12 protein-coding genes are annotated in these 13,919 nt (G+C 67.9%); 3 read left to right on the top strand and 9 right to left on the bottom strand.

Annotation, left to right across the window (positions count from 1 at the left end):
• Positions 1-14: 14 nt before the first annotated feature.
• From CGU34_RS08820 to CGU34_RS08805, 4 genes are all read right to left on the bottom strand, one after another.
• Positions 15-1,760, bottom strand: a complete 1,746-nt coding sequence (locus tag CGU34_RS08820) for an ABC1 kinase family protein (RefSeq protein WP_100813958.1) — start codon at positions 1,758-1,760, stop codon at positions 15-17.
• Positions 1,761-1,848: 88 nt separating this feature from the next.
• Entirely contained in the window at positions 1,849-2,481 is a 633-nt protein-coding gene (locus tag CGU34_RS08815) for a PadR family transcriptional regulator (RefSeq protein WP_100813957.1), read from the bottom strand.
• 308 nt (positions 2,482-2,789) lie between these two features.
• Positions 2,790-3,341 carry a UGSC family (seleno)protein gene (locus CGU34_RS08810; protein WP_036300980.1) on the bottom strand — a complete coding sequence of 184 codons (552 nt, stop codon included), beginning with the start codon at positions 3,339-3,341 and terminating at the stop codon, positions 2,790-2,792.
• Positions 3,342-3,409: 68 nt separating this feature from the next.
• A complete protein-coding gene (locus CGU34_RS08805) occupies positions 3,410-4,705 on the bottom strand; it encodes a multidrug effflux MFS transporter (RefSeq protein WP_100813875.1) in 1,296 nt (431 codons plus the stop codon).
• 52 nt (positions 4,706-4,757) lie between these two features.
• Between CGU34_RS08805 and CGU34_RS08800 the strand changes: the two genes are divergently transcribed.
• Both CGU34_RS08800 and CGU34_RS08795 read left to right on the top strand, forming a co-directional pair.
• Positions 4,758-6,542 (top strand): dihydroxy-acid dehydratase, encoded by a 1,785-nt coding sequence (locus CGU34_RS08800; RefSeq protein WP_198517726.1) that lies wholly within the window; start codon positions 4,758-4,760, stop codon positions 6,540-6,542.
• A complete protein-coding gene (locus CGU34_RS08795) occupies positions 6,539-7,918 on the top strand; it encodes an FAD-dependent oxidoreductase (RefSeq protein WP_036300983.1) in 1,380 nt (459 codons plus the stop codon). The genes CGU34_RS08800 and CGU34_RS08795 overlap by 4 nt, the downstream gene beginning before the upstream one ends.
• Positions 7,919-8,008: 90 nt before the next feature.
• On the opposite strand, the gene CGU34_RS08790 is transcribed toward CGU34_RS08795, so the two are convergent.
• The 5 genes from CGU34_RS08790 to CGU34_RS08770 form a co-directional block, all read right to left on the bottom strand.
• On the bottom strand, positions 8,009-8,806 hold the full coding sequence (locus CGU34_RS08790; RefSeq protein ID WP_036301028.1) for an IclR family transcriptional regulator domain-containing protein: 798 nt from the start codon (positions 8,804-8,806) through the stop codon (positions 8,009-8,011).
• 110 nt (positions 8,807-8,916) lie between these two features.
• Positions 8,917-9,756: an ABC transporter ATP-binding protein gene (locus CGU34_RS08785; protein ID WP_051513986.1), complete on the bottom strand. Its 840-nt coding sequence runs from the start codon at positions 9,754-9,756 to the stop codon at positions 8,917-8,919.
• A complete protein-coding gene (locus CGU34_RS08780) occupies positions 9,746-10,531 on the bottom strand; it encodes an ABC transporter permease (protein ID WP_232711608.1) in 786 nt (261 codons plus the stop codon). Before CGU34_RS08780 ends, CGU34_RS08785 begins: the two co-directional genes overlap by 11 nt.
• On the bottom strand, positions 10,528-11,367 hold the full coding sequence (locus tag CGU34_RS08775) for an ABC transporter permease (protein ID WP_100813874.1): 840 nt from the start codon (positions 11,365-11,367) through the stop codon (positions 10,528-10,530). Before CGU34_RS08775 ends, CGU34_RS08780 begins: the two co-directional genes overlap by 4 nt.
• A 113-nt stretch (positions 11,368-11,480) precedes the next feature.
• On the bottom strand, positions 11,481-12,491 hold the full coding sequence (locus tag CGU34_RS08770) for an ABC transporter substrate-binding protein (protein WP_157811265.1): 1,011 nt from the start codon (positions 12,489-12,491) through the stop codon (positions 11,481-11,483).
• Between the two features lie 269 nt (positions 12,492-12,760).
• Between CGU34_RS08770 and CGU34_RS08765 the strand changes: the two genes are divergently transcribed.
• Positions 12,761-13,918, top strand: coding sequence for an NDMA-dependent alcohol dehydrogenase (locus CGU34_RS08765; protein WP_198517725.1), 1,158 nt, complete (start codon positions 12,761-12,763; stop codon positions 13,916-13,918).
• Position 13,919: the final 1 nt, after the last annotated feature.

The raw sequence follows: 13,919 nt of genomic DNA, 5'->3' as shown, positions 1-13,919 counted from the left end.
CGGTCGCTGCGGCCTCAGCCGGCGCCCGGCCCCCGCCGCATCCCGGCGAACAGCGCGTGCAGCAGCGGCAGCACCGAGCCGGCCATCAGCACGGTGCCGAACACCGGGTCTTCGGGGCGGAGCACGGCGCCGCCGATGAACAGCCCGGCGAACAGTACGGCCGAGACGACCCGGCGCACCATCCGCTCCAACCGAGCCACGCGCCGGTCGAGCCGTGGCGTGTCGACCGAGATCTCGCCGTCCTGAATGCGGGTGACGAGTTCGTCGAGGCGCCGCGGGAGTCGCGCAGCCAGGCCCGCGATCGAGACGACCTCTTTGCCCACGGCCTGCGCGATGTTGCCGCGCTCGTCGCGGAGCAGCTGGGCGGCATACGGCTCGACCGAATCCCACAGGTTGAACGCGGGGTTCAGGCCGCTGCAGACGCCCGACGTGAGCGACGAGGCGCGGATGATCAGCAAGAAGTTTTCGGGAAGCTGGAACGGCAACGACCGCACGACGTCCCCGAACTGAATCGCGAAGTCGCGGAACTCGCGCGGGTCGACCTCTTGCAACTCTGCGAAGCCCATGCCGCCGAACCGCGCGAACAGCGCCGTCATAGCCCGCTCGAGCTCGCCGGTGTCGGCCGAGGGCAGCAGCACGCCGACCTCGCGAATCGCGTCAACGAGTCCTCGCCCATCGCGCGACGCAACGGCGATGAGCAGCTGCCGCATCCCTCGGCGAAGCCCGGCGGGCACCTCGCCCATCATCCCGAAGTCGATGAAGGTGAAGCGCCAGGCGGGAGACGAGGGAACCGAGGCGGATGCGTCGGCCCCGGGACCCGAGCCCGCCACAGTCCCCGTTCCCCCGGCTCCGGAGCCCGAGGCATCCGGCATCAGCGTTACGAAGACGTTGCCGGGGTGCGGGTCGGCGTGGAAGAAGCCGTGGTCGAACAACTGGTCGAACATGACCGACGCGAACTCGCGGGCCACCTCGTCGGGGTCGATGCCCGCGGCGCGGAGGCCGTCGTAGTCGTTGATCTTGATCGCCGTGACGTCCTGCAGTGTCAGGACGCGTCCGGTCGAGCGCTCCCACACGACCTCCGGCACGGCCACCCGCGGGTCGCCCGCGAAGTCGCGTGCGAAGCGTTCGGCGTTCGCGGCCTCGTGAACGTAATCGATCTCTTCGAGGCTCGTCACGGCGAACTCTTCGACGAGCGCGGGCGCATTCACGCGGGTGTAGACGAGGCGGATGCGGCTCAGCCATCCGCCGACCTTGCGAAGCGCAGCCAGGTCGACATCGACGATCTGCTGGATACCCGGTCGCTGCACCTTGACGACGACCGCGTCGAGCCCCGTCTCGCTCGCGTCGAGCGCCGACAGGCGCGCGCGATGAGCCTGGCCGAGGGATGCCGCGGCCACCGGGGTCTCGTCGAACCACGAATAGGCGCGGTCGAGCGGCATGCCGAGCTCTGCCTCCGCGGCCGACCGAATGCGATCGAAGGGCACGGCAGGAACCTCGTCCTGCAAGCCCTCGAGCTCTTTCGTGATCTCGGGCGGCAGAACGTCAAGGCGCGAGGACATGAACTGCCCGACCTTGATCATCAGGCCACCGAGGTCGACGGCGAGCCCGTGGAAGGCCCGAGCGAACCGCTTCATGCGCTTGTTGCGCGTGCGCACCGCGATCCGGGTCAGGCCGATGCGGGGCAGCACGAGTTCGAACCACCACGTCTGTGCGAGGAAGCGCGCAGCGAACCGCAGGATGCGCCGATACCGGGCGCGCATGGCGCCGGCATCGTACGCATCGGTCTTGTTGACGACCCTGCCGCTCACTGTGCTCCCTCGGGACGCCTTCGCGCCGAGGGCACTCCGGTCAGTCCTGGGCGAGGATCGAGTAGAGCTTACGACGCGCGTCTTCGAGAACGGCGACCGCCTGCTGTACCTGCTCCGGCGTACCGGTGCGGGCGACCTGAGCCGCCGCCTGGGCGAGCTCGACGCCGGCCTTGGGCAGGGCCGTCGCGCGACCGCTGCTCTCGCGGGCGCCGGTGCCGGTTCCGGATGCCTGCCACGGAGCCGGACGCTCACCCGCTGCATCCGCTTCCGCGCGTCCCGCCTCGGTGAGCGCGTAGGTCTTACGACCGTTTGCCTCTTCGGCGGTGACGAGGCCTTCGTCGGTCAGCAGCTGCAGGGTCGGGTAGACCGAGCCGGGGCTGGGCTTCCAGCTGCCGCCGCTGCGCTCTTCGATCTCGTGAATGATCTGGTAGCCGTGCATCGGGCTCTCGGCGAGCAGGGCCAGAACGGCCGCACGCACATCGCCGCGGCCCATACGGGCCCCACCCTTGGGCATCACGCGACGCTCGAACTCGTCGCGAAGCTGCTCCATCGCATCCCAGATTCCGGCGCCGGTCTTGCCGAAGCCCGAGCCGAGTCCGGCGCCGAAGCCGCCGTTGCCCACGCCGCCTCCGCCGCCGAATCCGAAGCCGTTGGTTCCGAACGAATCGCTCATCATGACCTCCATGCGGTGTCGATTGCCGCCTATCTAACGATACTCAACGATATGTCGCTGAGGGCCGCTTCGATATAGCGATGCCTGTGAGATTGCCGTGCTCGCGGACCGCGCACTCAAGGCCTCTGCGTCGGATCCACGGTTCGCAATTCAGTCCCGCCGGACTCGTAATCCCGGCACGCCCTCCTGTTTCAGCGGGCGCCCGTGTCTGCCCTCAACGCGCAGACTGAATTGTGAACACGGACGAGATGAGACCTACCCGGTGGCGCTGATCCAAGCTGGGCCCGATGCCCCCGCCGGGCGCCACCTCAAGCCAGCTCGGTGACCCCGAGGATGCGGAGGGCGTCGGGCACGGCCTGGTCGGCGCGGCCGCGGATGTGCTCGGTGTCCAAGCTCGCGACCGGGTGCTGCACCATGACGAACTGGAAGCCCGGGAATCCCTGCACCTCGGCCATCGCCCGTCCCGACATGGCGAACGAGTCGGACGTGATGCTGACGGTCGGGATGCCTGCGCGCTCGAACATGATGCCGTCCGCAACCGTCGCCGCACTGCACGACCCGCAGTCGCCGACGGCGGTGATGACGATGTCGACCTCCGACACGATCTGCTGGAACAGCTCGTCCTTGACGGGCGTGCCGAAGTAGTCCTTGACGTAGTGCTTGATCTCGCCGATGCCGTAGTCGCGCTTGAGGTCCGCGGCGATCTCGTCGAGCAGCAGTGTGGAGTTGGGCTTGGTGTTATCGAGCAGTCCCACCGTCAGCCCCTTGAGGGTGACGGGGCGCGGCGAGAGCGTACCGTCGCTTGCGCCCTCGGCTGCACCGGTCGGGTCGAGGAGTGCTTCGCGTGTCGAAGTGGTCATGGTTTCCTCCAGGTCTCGCGGCGATCCGCCGTTGGCCGCCGTCAGTGGCCAGCATTGGCCGCCGGGTTCTACGGTGCCGCGCCGCCTCCCGGCAGCGCAGGCGGATTTTCATCTGTCGGAAAGCCGCGTGGGGCACGGCGCTCGTGGTGGCGGCCGAAGACGCTCGCGACGAGGCTGAGGACGAAGCATCCCAGCATCCCGAGCGTCATCGGCAGCGCGGTTTCGGGCCCGGCGAGCCCCCCGATGGGCGCGGCCAGAGCGCCGAGCGCGAACTGCACACAGCCCATGAGCGCCGCGCCGGACCCGGCCGCGAACGACACCCGTCCGAGCGTCAGCGTGGTCGCGTTCGCCATGACTCCCGCGACGGCGGCGCAGCAGACGACGATCAACACGGCGTAGGTGGCCACAGTGAGCGCGCCCAGCCACGTGATCACGACGAGCGCCGCAGTCGTGATGATCGCGACGGCAAGGTCGACCGCCAGCATCGTGCGCGAGCCGTACCGCGCGGACAGCGGCGCGTTCGCCCAGCCCCCCGCGAAAACCGAGAGTCCGTAGGCGGTGAAGATGAGCCAGAAGCCCCAGGGGCTGAGTCCCAGCACGTCCTGGGCCACGAACGAGGTCGCGTTGACGTAGACCGTGAGCCCCGCGAACACGAACGCCATAGTGAGGGCGAAACCGACGTAGGCCGGGTCGCGCAGCAGGCGCCCGTACGATCCGATCATCGACGGCAATCGGAACGGAGCGCGCCGCGCAGCGGGCAGACTCTCGGGGATCGCCACGACCGCGATCACGAGGTAGGCGACGCTCGCGACAACCGTGCCGACGAGGATCGCGCGCCATCCCGAGATCTGGAGCAACACGGTCCCCGAGAGCGAGGCGAGCAGCGGCCCGACAGCGAGTGTCCCGATCAGGATGCTGTAGGCGCGAGAGACCTGAGTGCCCACGCCGATGTCCGAGACGATGGCCCGGACGATCACGACGCTCGCCGCCGCGCCGAACCCCTGCAGCACGCGCCCGAGGATCATGACCTCGAGGGTCGGCGCCGCCGCGACGAATGCGCTCGCGGCCGTCAAGACAACGAATGAGAGAACCAGGACCCGCCGACGGCCGAGGCTGTCGGAGAGCGCCCCGACCACGAGCTGACCGACCGCGACACCGAGGAAGAATGCGGTCAGCGCGAGCTGGATACCGACGATGTTGGTGCCCAGGTCGTCCGCCATGATGCCCAGCGCGGGCAGGTACATGTTCGCCACGATGGGGTTCAGCGTCATCAGAACGCAGAGCACCACGAGCAGTCCGGGAGTGAGCCGCGGCGCGCTCTCGCCCCCGGCACCTCCGCCGCCGAGTCGGTCGAACGGGCCCATGCGCACCTCCTCGTCGCGGCATCAATTTACGCATTGCGACCTATCGTCCGCAATGCGTACACTCGATGGTGTCGCATCGTTCGGTCAGATCCGGATGCCCCGCCGCGACGAGAGGACAAAGATGCCCGCTTTACGCAGCAACCTGCCACCGACATCGGCACTCGCCATCGCCCGCCGTGCGCACTACACGGCGCTCGGGATCCCCAAGGCCGACTGGGAGAAGCCGAAGGTCGCGATCGTCAATACGTCGTCCGACCTCGCCGCGTGCTTCTCGCACCTGGACGAGGTCGCCGCGCGACTCAAGCACGAGCTGCGAGACGCCGGACTCCTTCCCTTCGAGATCCGAACGACCGCACCGAGCGACTTCGTGACGAGCGCGGGGCGCGCGGGACGCTACATCCTGCCGAGCCGCGACCTGATCGTCGACGACATCGAGGCCGCCGTCGAGGGCGCAAAGCTCGACGCGATGATCTGCCTGTCCTCGTGCGACAAGACGACACCCGGCCACCTGATGGCGGCCGGCCGACTCGACATCCCGACGATCATCATCCCCTGCGGCTACCAGCACTCCGGGCTGGCCGAGGGCCGCACGGCCGACATCGAAGAGATCTTCCTGCACGCGTCTAAGGCCGCGGTCACGGGTGAGTCGACGGACGAGCTCGAGCTGCTCGCTGAAGATGCCATCCTCAGCCCGGGCGTCTGCGCGGGCCTCGCCACCGCGAACTCGATGCACATCCTCGCCGAGGCGCTCGGCATGGCGATGCCGGGCTCCGCCCCCGTGCGGGCGCTGAGCGAGCCGATGTGGGACACCGTGAGCCGCTCGGCCCATGCCCTCGCCGCGCTGATCGAGAACGACATCCGCCCGCGCCAGATCATCACCGAGGGTTCGGTTCGAAACGCCGTCCGCGCGATGCTCGCGATCGGCGGGTCGATGAACACCATCAAGCACCTCCAGGCGATCGCCATCGAGTCCGGACTCGACGTGGACGTGTGGGAGTTGTTCCGCCAGCTCGGTCGAGAGACGCCACTGCTGTGTTCGGTCCGGCCTAACGGCCCGCGACTCACGGAAGAGTTCGAGGACGCCGGCGGTGGTGCGACGATCATCCGGGAACTGCTCCCCCTGCTCGATGGCACTCAGCTGACGGTGACGGGCGCGACAGTGGCCGAGAACTCGGCGCTCGCCAAGCCCGCAGACGGCGACGTGATCCGCAGCATCGACGATCCCTTCGGAACCGATCCTGCGATCAGCGTCTTGAAGGGCACGCTCGCCCCGGGCGGCGCCGTCGCCAAACGCCCCGTGCCCGACCCGGGACCGCACACCTTCCGCGGCCCCGCACGCATCTTCGGCACGCGCGAAGAGGCGATCGCCGCCATCTCGAGCGGGCGTCTGCAAGAGGGTGACGTCGCCGTCATCCGCGGCATCGGTGTGACGGGCGCCCCCGGCCTCGGCCTGACCTCGGCATTCATCTTCGCCCTGCACGCGCGTGGGCTCGCCCACAGCGTCGCCCTCGTGACCGACGGGCAGTTCTCGGGCCTGGTCAACCAGGGCATGACGGTCGGCGAGGTCTCACCCGAGGCCGCGAGTCCCGGCTCCCCCCTCGGACGCGTCCGCGACGACGACCTCATCGAGATCGACGTCAAACGCGGCACCGTCGACCTGCTCGTGGACGCGGATGAACTCGCGGCACGCCCCGACTACGTTCCGCCCGTCGATCGCGACACGGGCCACGGGTATCTCGACCAGTACGAGGCCCTCGTTCAGCCCCTGTCTTGCGGCGCCGTGCTGTGCGCGCGGCCCTGTTCCACGAACCCCTCCCCTGTCAAGGAGTCAGCATGACCACCTCCCCCGCACACGGCACGATCCGTGAGCCCGAGCGCAACATCCCCGTCATCGGCGAGTACGACGTGGTCGTCGTCGGTGGCGGTCCGGCCGGGCTGATGGCGGCGACCGCCGCATCGCGCGCCGGTCGTTCCACTCTGTTGATCGAGAAGTACGGATTCCTCGGCGGCGCCGGCACGATGGGTGGCCTGGCCACGTTCTGCGGCATGCACGCACGGGCGTACGGCACCGACTTCCAGTCGGTGCACGGCTTCGCGGATGAACTCCTCGACCGGATGCGTGTCATGGACGGCCTGAACGACGTGCACCTGTCGGTGGACAACCGCATCCAGGCCCTCTCGTACGACATCTCGGCGCTGAAGATCGCCGCCGACGAACTCGTCGTCGCGGGCGGTGCCGAGTTGCTGTTCCACACGTCGGTCGCGGATGTCGTCATGCGGGATGAGAAGACGATCGATGCCGTTATCGTCGAGTCCAAGTCCGGGCGCGCCGCGGTTCGGGGCCGGTTCTTCATCGACGGATCCGGCGACGGCGACCTGGCCGCGTGGTCGGGCGCGCCGTTCGAGGTGAGCGAGCACCTCATGTATCCCTCGCTCATGTTCCGTATCAACGGCGTGCATCCCGAAGAAGCCGGTGAAGCGTGGAAGACCGTGCGGCGGCTCATGGAAGAGGCCGAGGCTGCCGGCACGCATCACTTCCCCCGCAAGAAGCCGATCGTGCGCCCCCAGCGCAACCCGCTCGAGTGGCGCTCGAATCTCACGCAGCTCTCGAACGAGGATGGCTCGGCGATCGACGGCACCAACGTCGACCAGCTGACCCGCGGCGAACTGCAGGGCCGCCAGCAGGTCAAGGACACGTTCGCGTTCATCAAGCAGGTGACGCCCGGGTTCCAGGACTCCTACGTCGTCGACATCGCCCCGTCGATCGGCATCCGAGAGACTCGACGCATCATCGGGGCGTATCAGCTCACGCAGGAGGACGTCCTCGAGTGCCGTGACTTCGACGACACGATCGGTGTCAACGGATGGCCCGTCGAGGCGCACGTCGTCGGCGACGTCGTGTTCAAGTTCGCGCCCGAGGACTCGCGCGGTTACAACCAGCTTCCGTACCGGATGATCGTGCCCCAGGTCGTCGGCAACCTCTTCGTCGCCGGGCGTGCCGCGTCGATGACACAGGGCGGACAGTCGTCCGGCCGCGTCACGGGACCGTGCTGGGTCATGGGTCAGGCTGCGGGCACCGCGGCCGACCTGGCACTCTCGACCGACGGCACCACTGCCGGCGTCGACGTCCCGACGCTCCAGCAGCGGCTGGAGGCGGACGGCGCGTACCTCGGCACGCGCCTTCCCGAGGGCATCGCCGTCCCGGTGCCCTGACCCCCGCATCCGACGCGCGAGACTTCACCTATGTCCCTTTTTGAGGGCCAATTCGTGACATAGGTGAAGTTTCGCGCGCGGGCTCAGGGGTCAGCGTGCGCCCGCGCGGAACAGCTGCGGATTGGCGTTGCGGTAGGCGCTGGCGATGTCGGCGGCCGTGGCGAAGAGCACGGGGATGATCACGTCCCGCAGGCTGTCGGCGGTCTCGCGGACCGTCGTCGACGAGACGGCGAGCCCGCCCACCGCGCGGCCGTCGATGATGATCGGCACCGCCGCGGCGACCTGCCCGGGGTGCAGCTCCTCCATCGAGATGTCGAACTGGTTCGCGCGCACGTCGGCGAGACGCGCGCGCAGGCGCCCGGCATCCGTGACCGTCGTCGGGGTGTGGACCTCGAGCGGGGCGGTCGCGAGCAGCTCGTCCAGCTCGGCATCCGATAGGCGCGCCAGCAGCACCTTGCCGATGGCGGTCGCGTGCGCGGGCAGCCGGTTTCCGATCCGCACCGAGTCAGGCAGCGGTCGCCGATCCTCGACGCGCGCGACGTGAATGACGTCCATGCCGTCGAGCACACCGATGCTGCACGTCTCTCTCGTGCGCTCGACAAGATCCACCATGTATCCGTACGAGATTTCGGGTAGCGATGACGAGGCGAAGTAGCCCGATCCGAGTTCCAGGATGCGGGGGGTGAGGCTCCACAATCCGCCCGCCGACTCGGCATATCCCAGATGCGCGAAGGTCAGCAGGATGCGTCGTACCACCGGCCGAGCGAGATCAACACGTGCCGCGATGTCGGCGACGCTGAGCGGGCCCTGACGGTCGTTGAAGGCGCGAAGCACCTCCACCCCGCGTTCGATGCTCTGGATCCGGTCGCGCGATCTCTCATCCAGCATGTCAGCCCCTTCGCCATCTGGACGCTCTGCGTCCACCGGCACCATCCTAGGGATAGGGGGCGTCCAACCGTTGCGCAGCGAGCTCGCGGCGCGTCGGTCACTCACGGGACTCAGGCCACCGTCCGGATCGTGTTGGTGTCCCCCGTGTAGGTCTTCGCCTTCTGGATCTGCTCGTAGACGTGGTGCCTCAACTCGACGAACCGCGGGTCGGATCGCGTCTCGAGCTGGTCGCGCTCGGCGGGCAGATCGATCGCGAGGTCCTCGAGGATCACGGTGGGCGACGACGACAGGATGATGACGCGCTCGCCCAGGTACACCGACTCATCGATGTCGTGCGTCACGAACAACACGGTGAGGCCGAGCTTCGCCCACACCGAACGCACGAGGTCTTCGAGGTCGGCGCGGGTCTGCGCGTCGACCGCCGCGAAGGGCTCGTCCATCAGCAGCACCTCGGGCTGGTACGCCACGGCGCGAGCGATGGCGACGCGCTGCTGCATGCCGCCAGACAGCTGCCACGGGTAGGACTTCGGCACGTGCGCGAGCCCGACCGCCTCGAGCGCCTCGGCGACCCGCGCCTTGCGCTCGTCCTTTCCGACACCCGCCACTTTCAGCGGCAGCTCGACGTTCTCGGCGACCCGCATCCACGGGTAGAGCGAGCGCCCGTACTCCTGAAAGACCAGCGCCATGTTGCGCGGGGGCCCGTCGACGACCTTGCCGTCGAGGACGACCTGGCCCTTCGTCGCACCCATGAGGCCCGAGATGACCTTCAGCAGCGTCGTCTTGCCCGACCCTGATGGTCCGACGAGGCAGGCGAACTCGCCTTTGCGCAGGTCGAACGTGAGGTCGCGAACGGCCTCGACCCCGCCTCCACCCGTCGTGGAGTAGATCTTCTGGATCCCCTGAACCGAGAGGAGTACGGGGGCCTCGGCCCCCCTCACGTCAGCGCTCACTGGTTTCCACCTCTCGTTGTCCGTAGTACCAGCCCAGCACCCGGCGCTCGATCACCCGGAAGATGAAGGCGAGCAGGATGCCGATGAAACCGATGATGAAGATTCCGGCCCACATGGGCCCGGTCTGGAAGGTCTGCTTGAACAGCATGATCTGGTAGCCGAGCCCATCGAGCGCGGCGTACAGCTCCGACACAACCATCAGGATGATCGCGATCGGCAGGGCGAGCCGGATGCCGGTCATGATGCGCGGCATCGAAGCGGGAAGCACGAAGTACCGCAGCCGTGACCAGCCACGTAACCCGTACGTGCGCGTCGTGTCACCGAGCACCTGATCGACCGAGCGGACCCCGTCGATCGTGTTCAGCAGGACGGGCCACAGGCATCCGAGAAAGATCAGGAAGATCTTCGAGCGGTCATCGATCCCGATCACGAGCAGCAGCACGGGCAAGAGCACGGGCGGCGGTACGGCCCGAACGAACTCGAACAGCGGACCCGTGAGCTTGCGAGCGACACGGCTGAGGCCGACGAGGATGCCGAGCAGCACGCCGACGACGATGGCGCCGCCGAGTCCGACCCCGAGCCGGTAGAGCGAGGGGAAGACCTGTTCGACGAACAGGGGGCCGGCCCACACCGTCGTCAGGTCGGTCACCACGTTGACGGGTTTGGGGACGAACGGGTTCGTGTCGTCGAGGGTGGCGAACCACCAGAGCGCGATGATGATGATGGGCAGGGCGAGCGCCATGAAGACGCGTCGGGTGAGGGTGCGAGCGGTCACGGGATCACCTCCCCACGGACGGACGGATGCCACGCGAGCACCGAGTTCTCCAGTTGCCGCAGCACGAGGTTGATGATGAGTCCGAGCACGCCCGCGAGCAGGGCGAGGGCGTAGACAACGGGGGCGTTTCCGGCCGACTGATATTGCGCGATCATCTGGCCGATGCCGGGGGCTTGGACGACGATCTCGATCGTGATCGCGACCACCAGGGCGATGGTGCCGGAGAGACGGACCCCGGTCATGAGGTAGGGCAGCAGCGTCGGCCAGACGACGTAGCGGGCGCGGGCGAGCGGGCCGAAGCCGTAGCTGCGAGCGGTTGAGGCGGCGACCGGATCGACGTCGCTCACGCCGTAGACGACGTGGATCAGGATGACCCAGAAACACGCCCACACGACGATCGCGATCGTTGCGGTGGGCCGTACGCCGAAGATCACGATGGCGATCGGGATCAGACCGACCGAGGGGATCGGCCGGAGGAACTCGATCGTGGAGTGGGTGAATTCGCGCACCCACCGGTTCGATCCGATCACGAGACCGGCGACGATCCCGAAAACGAGGGAGATGGCGAGGCCGACGCTCCAACCGAGCATCGTGTTGCCGAGCGCCGTCCAGAACTGTGCGCGGTATTGCTCACCGAAGACGACTTCGACGACCGTCACCGCGACCTCGGTGAAGGGCGGCAGATATGTCGAATTCACGAGCTCGAGCCGCGAGGCCAGTTCCCAGACCGCGATGAACGCGAGGATCCCGAGGACGCCGAGGATCGGCGTCGAGATCTTGGTCTGGCTGAAGGCGAGACGGGTGGTATTGCTTGCGGGCGCCGCACGTGTCGGCATGCGCATCCTCCGTGAGGGTGGGGCGGTCGGGGGCCTGGCTGTGCGGGTCCCGCGACCCCCGGAACATCCGGGAGCCGCGAACCCGCGTTGTCAGCGTTCTTACGCCGTGAGGGTCAGGGGACCCACACGAGGCCGTCGAGATCGACCTCGTTCTTGACGTAGCCGAGTTCGAACGACCAGTCGGCGATGGCCTGCAGGTTGTCGATCGTCAGCGGGAGCTTGCCGTACGAACCGAGTCGGATACGGGCTGCGAGCTCCGGGTCGATCTTGGTGAACTCGGCGATGTTCTCGCGGAGCTCCTCGTCGTTCTCGAAGGCATAGGCGTTCGCCTCGTCGATCGTCGCGGCGACCCGCTCGTAGTACTCCGGGTCCTCTTCGACGTCGGCACGGAGGGCATACCAGACGCCGGCGATGACGGCGCTGTCCGACAGGGCCGTGAACGGGTTCGCGAGGGTGCGGAATCCGTTCTGCTCACGACCGAGGGTGCCGAAGGGCTCGCCCGCGACGAATGCGTCGATCGCGCCGCTGGCGAGGGCCGCCGGCTGGTCCGGAACACCCATCTGCACGTAGTTCACGAGGCTCGGGTCGCCGCCGTCCGCGGCAACCGCGATGTCGCCGAGCAACTGCGTGTAACCGCCGGGGGCGTTGACGGCGACCGTCTTGCCCTCGAGGTCCTTCGCCGATTCCAGTGGGCTGTCGGCCGTGACGAGCAGGTCGTTGATGCCGTTCTCCGGGTCGTCGGGCGTCGCGCTCGCCGCCGCGATGATGACCAGGTCGACGCCGTTCTCGACGGCCTGGAACACGCCGGTCGATCCGCCGTAGCCGATCTGTACCTGGCCGGACTGCATGGCCTGGATGATCTCGGTCGACGAGCCTGCGGGCTGCAGCGTGAGGTCGAAGCCGTTCTCTTCGAAGACGCCGTTCTGCTGCGCCATGTAGACGGGTCCGATGTCGGTCACGGGGATGACACCGGCGACGAGCGGCTGGACCTCCATGGGCGCGTCGCTGGTGTCGGCACTGCTGTCGGTGCCGGCGTCGGTCTGGGCGCCGCATGCGGCGAGACCGAGGACGGCGAGGACGCTGATCCCCAGGGTGAGGGGTGCGCGGGTGCGTAGGGACTTCATTACTGCCTCCATTGCCAGTCGGGTTACCCCGCGCGCCACTGCGCGGGGCCCGGGCCCGGGGTGAATGCACTCCGTCCGGTATGGCCGGACACCTCGACTTCGACGGTGCCCGACGCAGGTGATGCTGCCACACGCAGGGGGGTCATTTCAACACATTGCGTACTTCTGTACGCAGAGTGGTGCAAACGACGGATTTCATGGCTATCGTTATCGCGACCCCGCACGTCGTTTCGAACAACGCGGGAAGTCCCCGTTTCAAAGGAGAAACCATGCCGATTCGCACGCGTGCGGCCCTCGTCCGCGAGCAGCCCGGACCATTCGAGGTCACCGACGTTCTTCTCGACGACCCGCGCCAGGGCGAGATTCTCGTCAAGATGGTCATGAGCGGTCTGTGCCACTCCGACTACCACCTCGTCACGGGTGACAGCACGGCGGGGCACCTGCCGATGGTCGGCGGGCATGAGGGAACCGGAATCGTCGAGGCGGTCGGACCCAACACCCCCGATTGGGCAGTCGGCGACAAGGTTGTCTTCTCGTTCATCGCCAGTTGCGGCAAGTGCCGCTGGTGCAACGAGGGCATGACGAACCTCTGCCAGCTCGGCGCGTTCCTGATGCGCGGCAGCCGCTTCACCGACACCGACAGCTTCCGTTTCTCGCTCGAAGACGGCACGCCGGTGGGCCAGATGTGCGGCCTCGGCACCTTCGCCGAGCACACCGTCGTCGACGTCAACTCCGCCGTCAAACTCCCCGCGGATGCCGATCTCGACAAGGTGTGGCTGCTCGGCTGCGGTGTCGGCACCGGGTGGGGCTCGGCGGTTTACGCGGCCGATGTCAGCCCGGGCGACGTCGTGATCGTCATGGGTGTCGGCGGCGTCGGCATCCACGCGGTTCAGGGTGCATCGCACGCCGGCGCGATGGCGGTCATCGCCGTCGACCCCGTCGAGCTCAAGCGCGAGACGGCCCTCCAGGTCGGCGCGACGCACGCGTTCGACAACATCGCCGACGCGGCCGAGTTCGCGCGCAGCATCACCGACTGGCAGGGCGCCGACAGCGCGATCATCACGGTCGGGAGTTTGCGCGGCCAGGATGTCGCCGATGCGTTCTACGCGATCCGCAAGGCGGGCACCGTTGTCGTCACGGCGATCGCGCCGAGCTCTGAGGTCAGCATCCCTATCTCGCCGCTCGACATCACTCGCTTCCAGAAGCGCATCCAGGGCGCGATCTACGGCGCGAGCAACCCGCGCGCCGACATCCCCCGCCAGTACGCGATGTACAAGACCGGACAGCTGAAGCTCGACGAACTGATCTCGGCGACCTACGCACTCGACGACATCGAGCAGGGGTACGTCGACCTGATCGAAGGCCGCAACATGCGCGGCGGCATCGCGCACCCCGCATCCGTCACCCCGACTACCCCCGAGGACTGAT

It is taken from the genome of Microbacterium lacus (assembly GCF_002812805.1).
GTDB lineage: Bacteria > Actinomycetota > Actinomycetes > Actinomycetales > Microbacteriaceae > Microbacterium > Microbacterium lacus_A.
This window is presented reverse-complemented; position numbering and strand designations above follow the sequence as displayed.

Excerpts from the sequence above, each read along its gene's own strand:
- CGU34_RS08820 (WP_100813958.1), bottom strand. The coding sequence starts at position 1,760 with ATGCGCGCCCGGTATCGGCGCATCCTGCGGTTCGCTGCGCGCTTCCTC.
- CGU34_RS08815 (WP_100813957.1), bottom strand. The coding sequence starts at position 2,481 with ATGAGCGATTCGTTCGGAACCAACGGCTTCGGATTCGGCGGCGGAGGC.
- CGU34_RS08810 (WP_036300980.1), bottom strand. The coding sequence starts at position 3,341 with ATGACCACTTCGACACGCGAAGCACTCCTCGACCCGACCGGTGCAGCC.
- CGU34_RS08805 (WP_100813875.1), bottom strand. The coding sequence starts at position 4,705 with ATGGGCCCGTTCGACCGACTCGGCGGCGGAGGTGCCGGGGGCGAGAGC.
- CGU34_RS08800 (WP_198517726.1), top strand. The coding sequence starts at position 4,758 with ATGCGTACACTCGATGGTGTCGCATCGTTCGGTCAGATCCGGATGCCC.
- CGU34_RS08795 (WP_036300983.1), top strand. The coding sequence starts at position 6,539 with ATGACCACCTCCCCCGCACACGGCACGATCCGTGAGCCCGAGCGCAAC.
- CGU34_RS08790 (WP_036301028.1), bottom strand. The coding sequence starts at position 8,806 with ATGCTGGATGAGAGATCGCGCGACCGGATCCAGAGCATCGAACGCGGG.
- CGU34_RS08775 (WP_100813874.1), bottom strand. The coding sequence starts at position 11,367 with ATGCCGACACGTGCGGCGCCCGCAAGCAATACCACCCGTCTCGCCTTC.
- CGU34_RS08770 (WP_157811265.1), bottom strand. The coding sequence starts at position 12,491 with ATGAAGTCCCTACGCACCCGCGCACCCCTCACCCTGGGGATCAGCGTC.
- CGU34_RS08765 (WP_198517725.1), top strand. The coding sequence starts at position 12,761 with ATGCCGATTCGCACGCGTGCGGCCCTCGTCCGCGAGCAGCCCGGACCA.